The sequence below is a fragment of the Streptomyces sp. NPDC031497 genome (genome assembly GCF_055580905.1).
Window position 1 is genome coordinate 497,043 of sequence record NZ_JBVIKO010000002.1, and the last position, 16,516, is coordinate 513,558.

Genomic DNA, 16,516 nt, shown 5'->3' on the forward strand with positions numbered 1-16,516 from the left:
GTCAGTCCTTGACCGCTCCGGCCAGTCCGGAGACCAGCCGTCGCTGTACGAGTACGAAGAACACCAGCACCGGAACCGTCATCACCGTGGACGCCGCCATGACCCCGCCCCAGTCCGGGTCGTCCGGTTTGAAGAACACCAGCAGCGCCATCGGCAGCGTGGACTGCGAAGTGTCGCTGATGATGAAGGACTTGGCGAAGAGGAAGTCGTTCCAGGCGGAGATGAAGGAAAACACGCTCGTGGCCACCAGACCCGGCAGCACGAGCGGGAAAAGGATCTGCCAGAGAAAGCGCGACCGGCTCGCCCCGTCGATGTACGCGGCCTCCTCCAGCGCCTGCGGCACCCCTTTCACGAACCCCCGCAGCATCCAGATCGCGAAGGGCAGCGAGAAGGCGATGTGGGGCAGGATCAGCGAGCCCAGCGTGTTCAGCAGACCGAAGTCCCGCATCTGGAAGAACAAGGGGATGGTGAGGGCCTCCACGGGCACCATCTGGGCCACCAGAAACATGATCAGCAGGGTGGTCCGGAAGCGGAACCGGAATCGTGTGACGGCGGTCGCGGCGAGAAAGGCGATCAACGCCGAGACGATGACCACACTGCCCGCGACGACAAGGCTGTTGACGAAGTAGCGGCCGAATTCCTGCTGCCCGAAGACCCGCCGGAAGGAGTCCAGAGAGGGCGCGAGAGTCCATGGCCGGGGCCGGTCGGACTCGATCTCACCGGCCGGTCTGAAGGCGCCCAGCACCATCCAGTACAGCGGAAAGGCGACCACGGCGGCGATCGCCAGCGCCGCCGCCTCGGCGGCCAGCCGCCCCGGCCGCCGGACCAGATCGCGCACAAGATTCACGACGGTCACAGCTCCTCCCCCTGCCGGCGCAGCAGCCGCAGATAGCCGAGGGTCACGGCGAGCAGGATCAGCAGCGTCACGACACCGATGGCGGCGCCGAGCCCGTACTGCGAGGACGCGAAGGCCTGCTGATAGGCGTACACGTTGAGCACCAGGTTCTGCCCGGCGATCCCGCCCCCGCCGGTCATCACATAGATCTGCGTGAAGATCTTGAAGTCCCAGATCACCGACTGGATGGTGACGACCGTCAGGATCGGCCGGAGCATCGGCGCCAGCACCGACCGCCAGATCCGCCACTGCGAGGCACCGTCCAGCGCGGCGGCCTCCAGCACCTCGGACGGTACGGCACGGATCCCGGCGTACACGGTGACCATCACGAACGGGAAGGAGCACCAGACCACTTCGAGCAGGACGAGGAGGAAGGCGCTGTACCGCCCGTACGTCCAGGAGTGGTCACCGAGCCCGAGGACACGGTCGACGGGCCCGAAGTCCGGGTCGAAGAGGAACAGCCACACGGTCGACCCGGTGACCGCCGGGGTCGCCCAGGCCCCGAGCGCGGCGAGCATCAACGCCAGCCGGGGCACCGCCCGCACCCGCGTGAGCAACAGGGCGAGCGCACACCCGACGGCGAGCGTCGACACGACACAGGCGGCGGCGAAGAGGACGGTGGCGAGCAGGACCGACCAGAACTGGTCGTCGCCGAAGACCTCCGAGTAGTTGTCGAGCCCGACAAAGGCGGTCGGCTCACCACCACTGACCTGGGCCTGGGTGTACCGGAAGACGGAGATCAGCCCGAGCTGGTAGACGGGGTAGAGCAGCAGCCCCCCGAGGACCACGAGAGCGGGCGCGAGATAAAGCCAGGGCACACCCCGACTTGCCAGGGGGCGCGGGGAACTGCGCGACCGGCCACGACGGTCCCGCACCCGCCCACGCGCCGCAGCCCCCACCCCCGTGGACGTCACCCGGCCGCCCCGAACGCCGCATCCATCTTCTCCGCCGCCTCCCCCGAGGCCGCCGCCACACTCTTCTTGCCGCTGATGACCTCCTGGAACATCGTCGGCAGCACCAGCGAGGAGTCGACCCCCGACCACCCGGCAGAGGCCGGCACGAACTTCGTCCCGGCCGCCAGCGTCGCCACGAACGGCTTCACGAACGGCTCCTTGGCCGCCGCCTGGTCACGGACGTCCTTGAACGTCGGCAGAAAACCCATCGCGTCGAACATCGCCGCCTGCGTCTTCTTGGCGGTCAGCTCCTCCATCAGCTGGACGGCCAGCGTCCGGTGCGTCGTGCTCTTCAGCACCCCGATGTTGTTGCCGCCCGCGAAGGCCGGCGCGACGGATCCGGCCGTGGCCCCCGGCAGCGGCACCACCGCGTACTTGCCCTTGACGGTCCCCGCCTCCACGGCCGCATGGCTGAAGTCGCCGCCGATGGCCATGCCCGCCTTGCCGGCCGCGAACGCGGTGACCGTGTCGTTGCCGCCGAAGCCCGCGCACTTGGCGGCCGGGCAGTTGTCGTCGCCGAAGAGTGCCGTGTACTCCTTGATGCCCTTCTGGGCGGCCGCGCTGTCGATCGCCGAGGTGTACGAGGTGCCCTTGGCCGTGGCGAGTTCGCCGCCGGCGGCCCAGATGAAGGGCATCGCGCCGTAGGTGTAGGCGCCGCCGACGACCAGGCCGTACAGGTCGGGTTTGGCCTTGCGGACGGCACGGGCCGTGGACGCCAGCTCGGCCAGGGTCGCCGGCGGCTTCAGGCCGAGTTCCCTGAAGACGTCCGTGCGGTAGTAGAGGGCGCGGACGCCGACGTAGAAGGGGGCGCCGTAGACCTTGCCGGCGACGGTGACCGACTGGCGTGCGGTCGGGTCGGTGTCCTTGGCCTGGGACCACGCCCCGAAGTCCTTGGTGACGTCGAGCAGCCCGCCGTCCCGTACGTAGCCGGCGGTGTCGGTGTTGCCGTACTCCATCACGTCCGGAGCCGACTCCGGGTCGTTGAACGCGGCCTTGACCCGCTGCGCGCGGGTGTCGACCGGGATGTACTCCACGTCGACCTTGGTGCCGGAGTGCGCCTTCTCGAAGTCGGCGACGACCGAGTCGACGACCTTCTGCTTGGGGTCGTTGCCGACCTCCTGGAAGAGCCACACCCGCAGGGTGCCGCTCTTGTCGTCCTTGTCGGAGGCGGAGTTGGAGGAGGTCTGCGGGGCGCAGGCCGCCAGGAACAGGGCGGCGACGAGGAATGCGGGGACGGGGAGCTTCATGGAGTGACCCTCCGGGGCGCGCTGAAGCGTAAGCGTTCAAGGCACTGCACACACTGCATTCGTTGCAACATATGCAACGACGGTTTCGCTCTGCACAACACCACGGAGGGTAGGGACAACATGAACATGCCGACAAGAGGTCTCGACCACTCTGTGACCGGCGGACGCACCCTGTGCAACGCACGGGTACGACAAAGGCCCCGGAGCACGCCAAAGCGCGCCCGGGGCCTCAGAAGATCCGGGGGTGTTACTTGTCCTTGCCGCCCTCGCCGTCGCCGCCGCTGCCCATGGAGTCGTAGATCTCCTTGCACATGGGGCACACGGGGTACTTCTTCGGGTCGCGGCCCGGCACCCACACCTTGCCGCACAGCGCAACGACGGGAGTGCCGTCGAGGGCGCTCGCCATGATCTTGTCCTTCTGGACGTAGTGGGCGAAGCGCTCGTGGTCGCCGTCGCCGTGGGACACCTGTGGCGTCGGCTCTACGAGGGTCCCCGTACCAGTCCCGCGCTCGGGCTCAAGAGTGCTCATAAGTGCCAAGGGTACTGAAGCGTCCGGGCAACGGTTGAGAGAAGGCCCGCCGTCAGTTGAGCGAGGCGTCGTCCGGGTAGGTGGCGACCATCGCCAGCTCGTTGCGCTGGCGGCGGAGCACCTCGCGCCAGAGTCTCTCGGGGGACGGCGAGGAGACGTCGCCGGGCTCCGACTCGACGACGTACCAGGCGCCCTCGACCAGTTCGTCCTCCAGCTGGCCGGGGCCCCAGCCGGCGTAACCGGCGAAGATCCGCAGGGAGCCGAGGGCCGAGGCGAGCAGCTCCGGCGGGGCCTCCAGGTCGACCAGGCCGATCGCGCCGTGCACCCGGCGCCAGCCGAGCGGGGCCCGGTCGCCGTTGCCGCCGCCCGGGATGACCGCGACGCCGAGCGCGGAGTCCAACGACACCGGGCCGCCCTGGAAGACGACCCCGGGCTCACCGGCGAGAGCGGCCCAGCCCTCCAGGATGTCCCGGACGTCCACCGGGGTGGGACGGTTGAGGACGACACCGAGGGAGCCCTCCTCGTCGTGGTCGAGAAGGAGCACCACCGCGCGGTCGAAGTTCGGGTCCGCCAGGGCGGGCGTGGCCACGAGCAGCCGCCCTGTGAGCGAGGACACCTCGGTCATGCCTGACATGATCCCGCATCTTTCCCTCGCGTGGGGAGCCAACGGGGGTGTGGGAGTGAACGCAGCTCAGGGAGGAAGGAAGCACTCCCGGCGCACGGCGGCGGGCGGTGACCCCATGTGCCCGATTAGGAACCGTTCGTGTTGTGACACAGCTATGACGTAGCTGGGCGGTCCTTGGGCATACGGCAGGGGACCGATGGGCGATTACTCTGTCTCTCCGGCCCTGCCCCACTCCACGGAACGCGAGATTCATGACCGTCAACGACGATGTCCTGCTTGTCCACGGCGGCACCCCGCTGGAGGGCGAGATCCGTGTCCGCGGTGCGAAGAACCTCGTACCGAAGGCCATGGTCGCCGCCCTGCTGGGCAGTGCGCCGAGTCGGCTGCGCAACGTTCCGGACATCCGTGACGTGCGTGTCGTACGCGGCCTGCTCCAGTTGCACGGGGTGACGGTCCGTCCGGGTGAGGAGCCCGGTGAGCTGGTGCTGGATCCGACGTACGTGGAGAGCGCGAACGTCGCTGACATCGATGCCCACGCGGGTTCGAGCCGGATCCCGATCCTGTTCTGCGGCCCGCTGCTGCACCGGCTCGGGCACGCCTTCATCCCGGGTCTGGGCGGCTGCGACATCGGCGGCCGGCCCATCGACTTCCACTTCGACGTGCTGCGGCAGTTCGGCGCGACCATCGAGAAGCGGGCCGACGGGCAGTACCTGGAGGCGCCGACCCGCCTGCGCGGTACGAAGATCCGGCTGCCGTACCCGTCCGTCGGCGCGACCGAGCAGGTGCTGCTGACGGCCGTACTCGCCGAGGGCGTCACGGAGTTGTCCAACGCGGCCGTCGAGCCGGAGATCGAGGACCTCATCTGCGTGCTGCAGAAGATGGGCGCGATCATCGCGATGGACACCGACCGGACCATCCGCATCACCGGTGTGGACGAGCTCGGCGGCTACAACCACGGCGCCCTCCCGGACCGTCTGGAGGCCGCGTCCTGGGCATCGGCGGCGCTGGCGACCGAGGGCAACATCTACGTCCGGGGCGCCCAGCAGCGCTCGATGATGACGTTCCTGAACACCTACCGCAAGGTGGGCGGCGCCTTCGAGATCGACGACGAGGGCATCCGCTTCTGGCACCCGGGCGGCCAGTTGAAGTCGATCGCCCTGGAGACGGACGTGCACCCCGGCTTCCAGACCGACTGGCAGCAGCCGCTGGTGGTCGCCCTGACCCAGGCGACGGGCCTCTCGATCGTCCACGAGACGGTCTACGAGTCCCGCCTCGGCTTCACCTCCGCGCTGAACCAGATGGGTGCGCACATCCAGCTCTACCGCGAGTGCCTGGGCGGCGCGGCCTGCCGCTTCGGGCAGCGCAACTTCCTGCACTCCGCGGTCGTCTCCGGGCCGACCAAGCTCCAGGGCGCCGACCTGGTCATCCCCGACCTGCGCGGCGGCTTCTCGTACCTGATCGCGGCCCTGGCGGCCCAGGGCACGTCCCGGGTCCACGGCATCGACCTCATCAACCGCGGCTACGAGAACTTCATGGAGAAGCTCGTGGAACTGGGCGCAAAGGTCGAACTGCCGGGCAAGGCACTCGGCTGACCGCCACCTCATGACCCCGGCCCGGGCCAGCGCCCCCCGACCGGGGGTCCGGGGGTTGCCCCCGGGCAGACACAGCATGGAGAAGCTCGTGGAACTGGGCGCAAAGGTCGAACTGCCGGGCAAGGCACTCGGCTGACCGCACCGACCACGGCTCCCTGAACCCCGGCCCGGCGCAGCGCACCCGGCTGGGGCAGTTTCCGGAGAGTCTCGCGTACGACGATGGGGCGGCCCCTGGTGGAGGGGCCGCCCCATCGTCGTGTTACACGCCGTACGCCGTCCCGTGGCCTACGGAAGGCAAGGTCACTTGCCCTTCGCGGATTCCTTCAGCTTCGAGCCCGCGGAGACCTTCACGCTGAAGCCGGCGGGGATGTTGATCGGCTCGCCGGTCTGCGGGTTGCGCGCGGTGCGAGCGGCACGGTGGGTCCGCTCGAAGGTCAGGAAGCCGGGGATGGTGACCTTCTCGTCGCCCTTGGAGACGATGTCACCGACGACGTCGGCGAACGCGGCCAGCACGGCGTCGGCGTCCTTGCGAGTCACCTCGGCACGGTCGGCCAGCGCGGCCACCAGCTCACTGCGGTTCATGTTGTTACTCCCGTGTTCTTCTTGCCATTGAGGCGTGCCACGCGGCGGAGCCGCATGTTGGGCCGGGACGCATCCTGCCCCCACCTGCGGCGGGAACGCCAATCCGTTGCCGCCCATACCCTACGGGGGGGCCGAAGGGGGGGTTTCACGACGCGCCGATTGGATGGCGTGGCAAGTTTCACAGACGTTTACTGGGGGCTGCTGCCCCCAGACCCCCGCATCATGCGGGCGCGTCGCGTCGTTTCGGGTGCCGGCCCGGTGGGGGTTGCTCGCGCCCACGTGGCGGTAGCCGCACGTCGGCACAGCCCCGCGCCCCTTACGGGGCGCTCCCGGCGAGGGCGTTTCAGGCGCCCTTCGCGGCCTCCCGTACCGCGCCCGCCACCGCTCCCGCGACCTTCTCGTTGAAGACGCTCGGAATGATGTAGTTCGGGTTCAGCTCGTCCTGGGTGACCACGTCGGCGAGGGCCTTCGCGGCCGCGAGCATCATGTCCGTGTTCACCGTGCGGGACTGCGCGTCCAGCAGGCCACGGAAGACACCCGGGAAGACCAGCACGTTGTTGATCTGGTTGGGGAAGTCGGAGCGGCCGGTGGCCACCACGGCGGCCGTCTGGCGGGCGATCGCCGGGTCCACCTCGGGGTCCGGGTTCGCGAGTGCGAACACGATCGCGTCGTCGGCCATGGCGGCCACGTCGTCGCCGTCGAGGACGTTCGGGGCCGAGACGCCGATGAAGACGTCCGCGCCCCGCACGGCCTCCTTCAGCGTGCCGGTGAGGCCCTCGTGGTTGGTGTTGTCGGCGATCCAGCGCAGCGGCGAGTCGGCCTGGGCGTCGACCAGGTCCTCGCGGGCGGCATGCACGACACCGCGGATGTCGGCGACGACGGCGTTCTTCAGGCCGGCCGCGAGCAGCAGCTTGAGGATGGCCGTACCGGCCGCGCCGGCGCCGGACATGACGACCCGGATGTTCTCAATTGCCTTGCCCGTGCAGCGAAGTGCGTTCGTGAGGGCGGCGAGGACGACGATCGCGGTGCCGTGCTGGTCGTCGTGGAAGACGGGGATGTCGAGGGCCTCACGCAGGCGCGCCTCGATCTCGAAGCAGCGCGGGGCGGAGATGTCCTCCAGGTTGATGCCGGCGAACCCGGGGGCGATCGCCTTGACGATCTCGACGATCGCGTCGGTGTCCTGGGTGTCCAGGCAGAGCGGCCAGGCGTCGATGCCGGCGAACCGCTTGAAGAGGGCCGCCTTGCCCTCCATGACGGGCAGCGCGGCCTTCGGGCCGATGTTGCCGAGGCCCAGGACCGCGGAGCCGTCCGTCACGACCGCAACGGAGTTGCGCTTGATGGTGAGGCGGCGCGCGTCCTCGGGGTTCTCCGCGATCGCCATGCACACGCGGGCCACGCCCGGGGTGTAGATCATGGAGAGGTCGTCACGGTTGCGGATGGGGTGCTTGGACTGCATCTCGATCTTGCCACCGAGGTGCATGAGGAACGTACGGTCCGAGACCTTGCCGAGGGTGACGCCCTCGATCTCGCGGAGCTGCCCGACGATCTGGTCGGCATGGGCGGTGGAGCTGGCCGCGATGGTGACGTCGATGCGGAGCTTCTCGTGGCCCGACGCGGTGACGTCGAGGCCGGTCACCGAGCCTCCGGAGGACTCCACGGCGGTGGTGAGCTGCGAGACGGCGGTTCCGCTCGCGGGCACCTCCAGCCGGATGGTCATCGAGTAGGAGACGCTGGGCGCCGTTGCCATGGCCGACTTCCTTCGTTTCACCGTGTAGCGAGTTGTGCCGTCCGATCGTCGCACCTACCGCCGGGTAGGCGTTAGCGGGGCCTGGTTTCGTGCCTATTGTTCGCGCGAAAAAGAGGCCCACATCACAACGTGATGTGGGCCTCTTCGACGTTCATGACACCGGCCCGCCATGCTCGCCTCGCGGCAAGTGGTCGCTCGTAGCGACGAAGGTTGGGCCCGGGGGCTTGGATCGAGCCGGTGTCACGACAAGGCTAACAAACAGATCCCGCAGGGCCATTCCCGTCCGGGGACTTCACAGGAAACCTCCAGCCGAACGGCCCCGCGCTCACTCCCTGAGAAGGTCCGGCACCCCCGCCGCGTCCGGCTCGTCCCGCTCCGCGGAGACCACCGTCAGCTGCTGGGTCGCCCGGGTGAGGGCCACGTACAGCACGCGCAGCCCGGCCGGGGACTCGTCGGCGATCTCCGCGGGCGACACGACGACCGTGGCGTCGTACTCCAGGCCCTTGGCCTCCAGGCTGCCCAGGGCCACCACCCGGTCGCCGAGCCCGGCGAGCCAGCGGGCGGCCTCGGCGCGCCGGTCCATGGCGACGACCACGCCGACCGTGCCGTCGACCAGGTCGAGAAGCCGCTCGGCCTCCGCCCGCACGGTCTTCTCCAGCGAGTCGCGGACGACCGTGCTGTGTCCATGGTTCGTTGCCACGAAACGCGGCTCGACGCCGGTGGAGCGGACCGCCGACGGGGACTTGGAGCCGGGCATGGCGAGGGCCAGCACCCTGGCCGCGAGCTCGGCGATCTCCGCCGGGTTGCGGTAGTTCACGGTGAGTTCGAAGCGGCGGCGCGGGCGGCTGCCGAGGGCCTCGTCCCGCGCCTCGGCCGCCTCGTCCGGGTCGGACCAGGAGGACTGGGCGGGGTCGCCGACCACCGTCCAGGTCGCGTGCCGGCCGCGGCGGCCGACCATCCGCCACTGCATGGGGGTGAGGTCCTGCGCCTCGTCGACGATGACGTGGGCGTACTCGACGCGCTCCTGGGCGAGCCGTTCGGCGCGCTCGCGCTGGGACTCCTCGCGCGTCGGCATCAGCTCCTCCAGGCCGGTGAGCTGGTCCAGCGGGTCCAGTTCGCGCTTCTTCCGGGGGCGGACCGGGGCGCCGAGGATGGCCTCGAGCTCGTCGAGCATGGCGATGTCGTGCACGGTGTGGCCGTCCCGGCGCAGCGAGCGGGCGACCCTTCGGATCTCGCCGGGGTTGAGGATGCGGCGGGCCCAGCGGCCGAGGCGACGCTCGTCGGCCATCGCGGTGAGGACCGCCTGCGGGGTCAGCTCGGGCCACCAGGCGTCGAGGAACCCGATGAAGGAGTCCTCCGTGACGATGTCCTCGTCGAAGGAGGAGCGCAGTTCGGCGGCCAGCTCCGGGTCGCTGTGCCGGCCGGCCGCGCCGGAGCGGGCCCACAGGGCGTCCAGCAGGAGCCTGCGGGCGCGGGGCCGCAGCAGGTTGACGGGGGCCGTGCCGCCGAGCGCGTTGTGTCTGATGCGGTCGAGTTCCTCTGCCTCCAGCTCCAGGCGGCGGCCGAAGGCGACGACTCTGAGCCGGGTCGGTGAATCGTTCAGTTCCAGGGCTCCGCGGGCGGCCTTGCGCAGTACCCGGAGCATCCGAGAGGAGCCCTTGGCGCGGGCGGTGGCCGGCGTGTCGTACAGGGTCGCCTCGGCGCCGTCGACGAGGGAGCCGATGGCGCGGATGGCGACCTGGCCCTCCTCGCCGAGGGACGGGAGGACCCCTTCGGTGTAGGCGACCAGCAGCGGGGTCGGGGAGACGATCAGGATGCCGCCCGCGTACCGGCGCCGGTCCTGGTAGAGCAGGTAGGCGGCGCGGTGCAGCGCCACGGCCGTCTTGCCCGTCCCCGGGCCGCCCTCGACGTAGGTGACGGAGGCGGCGGGGGCGCGGATGACCAGGTCCTGCTCGGCCTGGATGGAGGCGACGATGTCCCGCATGGAGTGGGTGCGGGCCTGCCCGAGGGCGGCCATCAGGGCGCCGTCGCCGATGACGGGCAGGGTGCCGCCGTCGAGGAAGGCGGTCAGCTCCGGGCGCATCAGGTCGTCCTCGACCCCGAGGACCCGGCGGCCCTTGGAGCGGATCACCCGGCGTCGTACGACACGCCCGGGATCCACCGGAGTGGACCTGTAGAACGGCGCGGCGGCCGGGGCCCGCCAGTCGATGACCAGCGGAGCGTAGTCCTGGTCGAGAACGCCGATCCGGCCGATGTGCAGGGTCTCGGCGATGTCGGCGGTGTTGTCCGCACGGACCGCGCCCTCGGCGGGCTCCACGGCGGTGTAGGCGCCGTCCGGGCCCTTCTTGCCGTCCTTGCCGAGGAGCAGGTCGATCCGGCCGAAGAGGAAGTCCTCGAACTCGTTGTTGAGCCGGTTGAGGTGGACCCCCGCCCGGAACACCTGCGCGTCCCGCTCGGCGAGGGCACCGGGAGTGCCCACCTGGCCGCGCTGGGCCGCGTCGTTCATGAGGAATTCCGCCTCGTGGATCTTCTCCTCGAGGCGCTGGTACACCCGGTCGAGGTGTTCCTGTTCGACGCTGATCTCACGGTCCCGAACGGAGTCCTGACTGGAGTCCTGTTCCGAGCCGTGAGGGCCGACCGCGGATTGTTGAGCCTGAGCGGCCACCGGGCCCCCTTCTGACGTGCTGGGCAGCCGTCAACCGTACGCGAAGGGGGCCCGCTGAAGCTACGCGCTGACCGAGACCAGCTTCTTGCCGTCGAACGTCATGACTTCGAAGTGGTCGATCTGGTTGGGGGTGAAGGCCGCGCCGCCGTGCACGTAGAGAGGCTCCTTGGCCTTCTCCGACTTGGCGTCCGTGATGCCGTATCCCCAGGTCGGGACGGACCAGGAGGTCACCGTCTCGCGCTCGCCGTTCTTGCCGACGGCGATCAGTGAGCACTTCTTCGGGCCGGTGACGTTCTTGAGCTGGAGGACCGCGTGGGTGCCCCAGTCCTTCTTCTCGACGGCGACGGTCGCGGTGACGTGGGTCGTCGGGTCCGTCGCCGACTTCTTGTCGGACATCGTCTGGAAGGCCGTCTGGGCGGGGCCCATGGCCATGTCCGTGCCGCCGCCGCCGCTGTCCGAGCCGCTCAGCGCCACGCCGGCCGCGGTGCCGCCGGCGATCAGCACGACCGAGGCCGCCAGTCCGAAGAGGCTGCGCCGGGTGCGGACCTTCCGCTTGTCGGCGACCTCCACGACCAGCTTCTCGACCATCCGGGGGCTGGGCCTGGCGGACAGCGACTCGCCGATGGACGGCGTCGATCCGGAACCCGGCAGATCGGCCAGGGCCGCTAGCATGGGCTCCATTCCGGCCAGCTCGTCGAGCTGCTGGGCGCACCATTCGCACCCGGCCAGATGGGCCTCGAAAGCGGTTGCCTCGGCGTCGTCGAGAATCCCCAGCGCGTACGCGCCGACGGTCTCGTGCTCATTGGGAACCGGAGATTCCTGCATAGCACCAGACATACCCGAACCACCTGTGCCGAACCCGCCGTGTCCCCCGTACACACTCATCACGCCGTCACCCCCCGCTCCTCCAGTGCCAGCTTCATCGACCGCAGGGCATAGAACACCCGTGAGCGCACGGTGCCGCTGGGTATACCCAGCGTTTCGGCCGCCTCGTTGACGGTACGCCCCTTGAAGTACGTCTCGACGAGCACCTCCCGGTGGGCCGGGGTCAGGTCGTCGAGCGCGTCAGACAGCGTCATCAGCCACAGCGCCTTGTCGATCTCGTCCTCCGCGGGGATGACCTCCAGCGGCGACGGATCGACCTCCTGCGGCCGGGCCTGCCGGCTGCGGTGACCGTCGATGACGATGCGGCGAGCGACCGTCACCAGCCAGGGGCGTACCGATCCGGTCGCTCGATTGAGCTGGCCGGCGTTCTTCCAGGCACGGATGAGTGTCTCTTGCACGACGTCCTCGGCGCGTTGCCGATCACCGGCGACCAGCCGAAGGACATACGCAAGGAGAGGTCCGGCGTGCTCTCGGTAGAGAGCACGCATCAGCTCCTCATCGGGCTCCGAGGGCTGGGACATGCGATGTCGGGCCCTCGATCCACGTTCATTGGCCACGGCCGCATCCTTGCGCACGCCCACCTCCGGTGTCCGGGGGTTCCCCCAGTCGGTCGCTCCCCCACCGGTACGGAAGTGACCCGCGGTGTGTTCAACAAGACCTCACATTTTTCTGCGAGGTGACATGACGAGCGGGACATGACCGCACATTCCCACCGCGTGATCTTTACATTTCCGACACATCGCCGAACGCCCGAGCGATGCCCGGGGGTTGCCGCCGACAAACTGAATGTTGTCGAAATCACTTCCGGGGAGCTTCGATGAAGATCCGGCAGATACCGTAAATGGGGCGGGGGTTGGGGGGCAGGTCGAGCGATTGCGACCCTCCGGGGCGGCGGGAGGGCCACTTCGCTCGGGCGAGAGCCTCCGCCGGGGGGCGGGCGTCGCGGTCGAGCGGAAACCGTACGGACGGGACCCGCTCGGGCGAGGGACGCTCGGCGGTCACGCACGGGCGAGGGACGCTCGGGGTCACGCACGGGCGAGGGACGCTCGGCGGTCACGCACGGGCGAGGGACGCTCGGGGTCACGCTCGGGCGAGGGACGCTCGGCGGCGGTGGCGGGCCACTCGTTCGCGGTTGCCGCAGATCTCGCTGGAGCACCAGCGGCGTCTGCGCCCGCGGGAGGTGTCCAGGTAGACGATGGGGCAGTTGTCGCCCTCGCACTCCCGGACGGCCGCCCGCGCCACGGGGTCGGTGAGCAGCTCCACGGCGTCCCGGGCGACGGCCGCGAGCAGCGCGGCGCACTCCGGAGGACCGGCCAGCTCCCGGACCAGGAACCCGTCCGCGCCGGGTACGGCACGCGGGGCCGGGGGCGCGGCGGCACGCGCGAGGTCGTTGACGCCGGCGAGCGCGAGGTCGTACGACCGGGGGCGGGGGCTGTCACAGATGCCGTTCTGGACGCTTTTGCGAATTTCATTACGCTCGCGCACCAATTGCTCCACATATCCCCTCAGTTCGCGGAATGCGACGAGCCAGCCGGTGTCGGCGTGCGTCAGCGGGGTGTCCGGCGGGACGAGTCCGGAACCGGTGATCCACGCCCGCAACGGTTCGAGCGCGTCGAGCCGTTCGCCGGGATGCGTGGTCGCCAGCAGATCCAGACAGATCCGCCCCGCGTCGAAGCGCAGCTCGTACGGGACCGTCGCCGTACCCAGTGCCATGTGCCTGTCACCGCCTAGGACAGGGAACCGTGTCCACTCACAGTGCCCGGCCCGGCGGGCGGCCGGAACCCCTCGCACCCGTGTTCCGCGAGGTTCCCGTCCGACCCGCACCCGGCGGGGACGCCGGTGCGTGCGGCGCGGGCCGTCCCCGTTCGGTCCGGATACCCCGGCAGGCCTCGCCGCGGCGCCCCGCGGCCGTAACCCTTTGTCCTGCGAACGCACGGCGAGCCGCCCCAGGGGGACCACGGGGGACGGCGGTTCAGAGAGGACACGTTCATGAGCATGCGCATCAGGGTCGTCGCGATAGGGACGGCCGTACTGCTGGGCGGCGGCGGCCTGGCCCTGGCACCCGCGGCGAGTGCCGCCGCGCCCTACCACGGCATCGACGGCGGCGGAGCCGTCACCGACGACTGGCAGGACGAGGAGAACCTCGGCGTCGACGACTACGCCACGAGCAACGCCACCGCCCTGTGGGAGACCGTCCTGTGGGCGGACGGCGCCCAGTGGCAGGACGACGACGGCGACTGGCACCCCTTCACCAAGAGCCAGATCGACGGCTCGTTCGGCCCCGAGACCGAGTCGGCCACCCAGTGGTGGCAGGAGCACTTCGGCCTGTCGGACAACGACGGCGTCGTCACCGACCAGACGTGGACGTTCGCCCAGCAGCGGCTCACCGGCCCGACCTCGCTGCAGACCGTCACGTTCCACGGCACCGCGCACAACGCCCCGCTCAAGCGGATCAGCAGCAAGTACCGGGTGCGGATCAAGGGCACCGGCTCCTACCGGATCGCGTACTACGACAAGCTCGGCTGAGCACCCCGCGGGGCAGCGCCCACAGCAGCCCCGCGGCCAGCAGCACGATGACACCGAACGCGGCGAGGGCGGCCGTCCGCCACCGCCGCGTCTCCGGTTCCGGTACCGGAAGCGGCTCCGCTACAGGCGGCGGCTCCGGTATCGGCAGCGGTATCGGTAGCGGTAGCGGTTCCTCCGGTGGCTCCGACGCGCCCTGCGGCCACGCCTGTTCGGCCAGCTCCCACAGTGCCAGCAGCCGCGTCTGGTCCCCGCCGCCCAGCCGGCACAGCACCTGGGCCGCACTCCTCGGCGGCAGTCTGTCCCCGCTGAGATAGCGCTGCCACGACGACTTGCTGTACGCGGTACGCCGGGCCAGATCGGCCAGGCTGAGCCCGGTACGGCCCTTCAGGACCCGCATTTGCTCGACCAGCTGCCGGGCCTCTCCCGGCAGTGCGGCCGGCAACGGCTGCCAGCGTGTCATGTCCCGTTCCCCCCATGTGCCTCGCTCCGGCGTCAGCGTGCCGCCCGCCCGGCGGGATCCGGCAGAGCGCACGCCCGCGGACCGGGGCACACGAGGTCCCGCGTGCGCGTCCGCGCGGGACGCCCCGGCGCGGACGGGGAGGAACGGACCCGAGTGACGGCCCGAGTGGCGGCCCGGGATGCCGCCGATTACGGCCGGTTGCCGGGAGACGGTCCCCAGAACGTCGTACGGCGGTCAGCCGGACCGCTCATCCCCCGTGGCGAAGAACCGCCGTACGTACTCCCCCGAAGGCAGCGCGCTCTCCCGCATGAGGGAGAAGACCTCGACCCCTTCGCCCGGCACGTCGTCCATCCGGAACGCCTCGGCGAAGTCGACGTAGTCGACGTCGTCCAGCACCTCGCAGTACTCCCGCGCCTCGGTCTCGGCACGGTCGATCGCCTCGTCCGGCGACCGAGCGGTCCACAGCGTGACCCGCTCCTCGTACACCCGAGCAGACGATCACCCGAGCAGACGATGCCGGAAGACGCACCGAACGCCGTACCACTCGATGGCCTCGATGGCCTCGATGGCCTCGATGGCCTCGATGGCCGGAGTCTCACACGTCCGCGTACTTGGCGTCCGCAGCCGGGTCCAGGGCCAGCCGGTAACCCCGCTTGACCACCGTCTGGATCAGCTTCGGCGCGCCCAGGGCGGTCCGCAGCCGGGCCATCGCCGTCTCCACCGCGTGCTCGTCGCGGCCCGCGCCCGGCAGGGCCCGCAGGAGTTCGGCGCGGGCCACCACCCACCCCGGCCGCCGCGACAGCGCCCGCAGCAGGGACATCCCGGCCGGCGGCACGGGCTTCAGCGCACCGTCGACGAGCACGGCATGCCCCCGGATCTCCACCCGGTGCCCGGCGACGGGCAACGCCCGTGCGCGCGAGGGGAGTTCCTGGCAGAGCAGCTGTACGAGGGGCCCGAGCCGGAAGCGTTCGGGCTGGATGGTGTCGACGCCGAGGGCCTGGAGCGGGAGCGCGGTGACCGGGCCGACGCAGGCCGGGACGACGTCGTGGTGGAGGGCGGCGAGCAGGTCGTCCTGGAGCCCCCGTTTCCCGGCGCGGGAGAGGAGGGAGGCCGCGGCGGGGGCGCTGGTGAAGGTGACCGCGTCGACGGAGCGGGAGACGACGGCGTCCAGGAGCCGGTCCACCGGCCCGAGGTCCTCCGGCGGCATCCACCGGTACACCGGCACCGGCAGCACCTCCGCTCCCGCGGCCCGCAGCGACTCCACGAACCCCGGCAGCGGCTCGCCGTGCAGTTGTACGGCGATCCGGCGGCCGTCGACGCCCTCCTCCAGGAGCCGGTCGAGCACCTCAGCCATGGACTCGGAGGACGGCGACCACTGCTCGGTGAGCCCGGCGGCCCGGACCGCCCCCTTGACCTTGGGACCGCGGGCAAGCAGTTCGACATGGCGCAGCCGGTCCAGCAGCTGCTCACCGAAGCCCCAGCCGTCCGCGGCCTCGATCCACCCCCGGAACCCGATCGCGGTGGTCGCCACGGCCACGTCCGGCGCCTGGTCGATGATCTGCTTCGTGGCGGCGAGAAGTTCCCCGTCGTCGGCGAGCGGAACGATGCGCAGGGCGGGCGCGTGCAGCACGGCGGCACCGCGCCGCTGGAGCAGCGCCCCGAGCTCGTCGGCCCGGCGCGCGGCCGTGACCCCCACGGTGAACCCCGCGAGAGGGCCGGGCCGGGCGGGGTCCGGCCGCTGCTGTTCCTCGTCCATGGCTGCTCTCCTAGCTGACCTGCATGCCGGCCGAGCCTGTCAACGGTGCGTGAC

General features: G+C 70.4%; 16 protein-coding genes. 2 read left to right on the top strand and 14 right to left on the bottom strand.

From position 1 onward, the window contains the following. Position 1: 1 nt before the first annotated feature. The 5 genes from ACZ5K7_RS05565 to ACZ5K7_RS05585 form a co-directional block, all read right to left on the bottom strand. Positions 2–847 (bottom strand): carbohydrate ABC transporter permease, encoded by an 846-nt coding sequence (locus ACZ5K7_RS05565; protein WP_468910711.1) that lies wholly within the window; start codon positions 845–847, stop codon positions 2–4. Between the two features lie 5 nt (positions 848–852). Continuing rightward, the gene (locus tag ACZ5K7_RS05570; protein WP_351701313.1) at positions 853–1,770 is read right to left on the bottom strand and encodes a carbohydrate ABC transporter permease; all 918 of its coding nucleotides are present in this window, start codon (positions 1,768–1,770) and stop codon (positions 853–855) included. A 35-nt stretch (positions 1,771–1,805) separates the two neighbouring features. Further along, positions 1,806–3,095, bottom strand: coding sequence for an extracellular solute-binding protein (locus tag ACZ5K7_RS05575; protein ID WP_468910715.1), 1,290 nt, complete (start codon positions 3,093–3,095; stop codon positions 1,806–1,808). A 247-nt stretch (positions 3,096–3,342) separates the two neighbouring features. Continuing rightward, positions 3,343–3,624, bottom strand: a complete 282-nt coding sequence (locus tag ACZ5K7_RS05580) for a DUF3039 domain-containing protein (RefSeq protein WP_351701319.1) — start codon at positions 3,622–3,624, stop codon at positions 3,343–3,345. Positions 3,625–3,676: 52 nt separating this feature from the next. After that, the gene (locus tag ACZ5K7_RS05585; RefSeq protein ID WP_351701322.1) at positions 3,677–4,249 is read right to left on the bottom strand and encodes a YqgE/AlgH family protein; all 573 of its coding nucleotides are present in this window, start codon (positions 4,247–4,249) and stop codon (positions 3,677–3,679) included. Positions 4,250–4,500: 251 nt separating this feature from the next. Here ACZ5K7_RS05585 and murA point away from each other — a divergent pair, with 251 nt between their 5' ends. Next, positions 4,501–5,841: a UDP-N-acetylglucosamine 1-carboxyvinyltransferase gene (murA, locus tag ACZ5K7_RS05590; RefSeq protein ID WP_351701325.1), complete on the top strand. Its 1,341-nt coding sequence runs from the start codon at positions 4,501–4,503 to the stop codon at positions 5,839–5,841. Between the two features lie 300 nt (positions 5,842–6,141). On the opposite strand, the gene ACZ5K7_RS05595 is transcribed toward murA, so the two are convergent. From ACZ5K7_RS05595 to ACZ5K7_RS05620, 6 genes are all read right to left on the bottom strand, one after another. Then, positions 6,142–6,423 carry an HU family DNA-binding protein gene (locus tag ACZ5K7_RS05595; RefSeq protein ID WP_189268239.1) on the bottom strand — a complete coding sequence of 94 codons (282 nt, stop codon included), beginning with the start codon at positions 6,421–6,423 and terminating at the stop codon, positions 6,142–6,144. A 343-nt stretch (positions 6,424–6,766) separates the two neighbouring features. Further along, on the bottom strand, positions 6,767–8,170 hold the full coding sequence (locus ACZ5K7_RS05600; protein ID WP_351701328.1) for an NAD-dependent malic enzyme: 1,404 nt from the start codon (positions 8,168–8,170) through the stop codon (positions 6,767–6,769). Between the two features lie 325 nt (positions 8,171–8,495). Continuing rightward, a complete protein-coding gene (locus tag ACZ5K7_RS05605; protein ID WP_468910721.1) occupies positions 8,496–10,835 on the bottom strand; it encodes a HelD family protein in 2,340 nt (779 codons plus the stop codon). A 60-nt stretch (positions 10,836–10,895) separates the two neighbouring features. Beyond that, positions 10,896–11,660 (bottom strand): anti-sigma factor family protein, encoded by a 765-nt coding sequence (locus ACZ5K7_RS05610; protein WP_468910723.1) that lies wholly within the window; start codon positions 11,658–11,660, stop codon positions 10,896–10,898. 59 nt (positions 11,661–11,719) lie between these two features. Next, complete coding sequence (locus ACZ5K7_RS05615) at positions 11,720–12,241, bottom strand: sigma-70 family RNA polymerase sigma factor (RefSeq protein ID WP_010039908.1); 522 nt, start codon at positions 12,239–12,241, stop codon at positions 11,720–11,722. 559 nt (positions 12,242–12,800) lie between these two features. Next, the gene (locus tag ACZ5K7_RS05620) at positions 12,801–13,433 is read right to left on the bottom strand and encodes a CGNR zinc finger domain-containing protein (protein WP_351701337.1); all 633 of its coding nucleotides are present in this window, start codon (positions 13,431–13,433) and stop codon (positions 12,801–12,803) included. A gap of 276 nt (positions 13,434–13,709) precedes the next feature. Here ACZ5K7_RS05620 and ACZ5K7_RS05625 point away from each other — a divergent pair, with 276 nt between their 5' ends. Further along, complete coding sequence (locus ACZ5K7_RS05625; RefSeq protein ID WP_468910727.1) at positions 13,710–14,246, top strand: peptidoglycan-binding domain-containing protein; 537 nt, start codon at positions 13,710–13,712, stop codon at positions 14,244–14,246. On the opposite strand, the gene ACZ5K7_RS05630 is transcribed toward ACZ5K7_RS05625, so the two are convergent. The 3 genes from ACZ5K7_RS05630 to ACZ5K7_RS05640 all read right to left on the bottom strand — a co-directional run bounded on the left by ACZ5K7_RS05630 (position 14,197) and on the right by ACZ5K7_RS05640 (position 16,462). Continuing rightward, entirely contained in the window at positions 14,197–14,706 is a 510-nt protein-coding gene (locus tag ACZ5K7_RS05630) for a helix-turn-helix domain-containing protein (protein WP_468910730.1), read from the bottom strand. The two genes, ACZ5K7_RS05625 and ACZ5K7_RS05630, sit on opposite strands and share 50 nt — an antisense overlap. A gap of 234 nt (positions 14,707–14,940) precedes the next feature. Next, complete coding sequence (locus tag ACZ5K7_RS05635) at positions 14,941–15,192, bottom strand: hypothetical protein (protein ID WP_351701346.1); 252 nt, start codon at positions 15,190–15,192, stop codon at positions 14,941–14,943. A gap of 109 nt (positions 15,193–15,301) precedes the next feature. Next, positions 15,302–16,462 (bottom strand): uroporphyrinogen-III synthase, encoded by a 1,161-nt coding sequence (locus ACZ5K7_RS05640; RefSeq protein ID WP_351701349.1) that lies wholly within the window; start codon positions 16,460–16,462, stop codon positions 15,302–15,304. Positions 16,463–16,516 lie beyond the last annotated feature (54 nt).

Coding starts and splice junctions, on each gene's coding strand:
- ACZ5K7_RS05575 (WP_468910715.1), bottom strand. CDS start 3,095: ATGAAGCTCCCCGTCCCCGCATTCCTCGTCGCCGCCCTGTTCCTGGCG.
- ACZ5K7_RS05580 (WP_351701319.1), bottom strand. CDS start 3,624: ATGAGCACTCTTGAGCCCGAGCGCGGGACTGGTACGGGGACCCTCGTA.
- ACZ5K7_RS05585 (WP_351701322.1), bottom strand. CDS start 4,249: ATGACCGAGGTGTCCTCGCTCACAGGGCGGCTGCTCGTGGCCACGCCC.
- murA (WP_351701325.1), top strand. CDS start 4,501: ATGACCGTCAACGACGATGTCCTGCTTGTCCACGGCGGCACCCCGCTG.
- ACZ5K7_RS05595 (WP_189268239.1), bottom strand. CDS start 6,423: ATGAACCGCAGTGAGCTGGTGGCCGCGCTGGCCGACCGTGCCGAGGTG.
- ACZ5K7_RS05600 (WP_351701328.1), bottom strand. CDS start 8,170: ATGGCAACGGCGCCCAGCGTCTCCTACTCGATGACCATCCGGCTGGAG.
- ACZ5K7_RS05610 (WP_468910723.1), bottom strand. CDS start 11,660: ATGCAGGAATCTCCGGTTCCCAATGAGCACGAGACCGTCGGCGCGTAC.
- ACZ5K7_RS05615 (WP_010039908.1), bottom strand. CDS start 12,241: ATGTCCCAGCCCTCGGAGCCCGATGAGGAGCTGATGCGTGCTCTCTAC.
- ACZ5K7_RS05620 (WP_351701337.1), bottom strand. CDS start 13,433: ATGGCACTGGGTACGGCGACGGTCCCGTACGAGCTGCGCTTCGACGCG.
- ACZ5K7_RS05625 (WP_468910727.1), top strand. CDS start 13,710: ATGAGCATGCGCATCAGGGTCGTCGCGATAGGGACGGCCGTACTGCTG.
- ACZ5K7_RS05630 (WP_468910730.1), bottom strand. CDS start 14,706: ATGACACGCTGGCAGCCGTTGCCGGCCGCACTGCCGGGAGAGGCCCGG.
- ACZ5K7_RS05640 (WP_351701349.1), bottom strand. CDS start 16,462: ATGGACGAGGAACAGCAGCGGCCGGACCCCGCCCGGCCCGGCCCTCTC.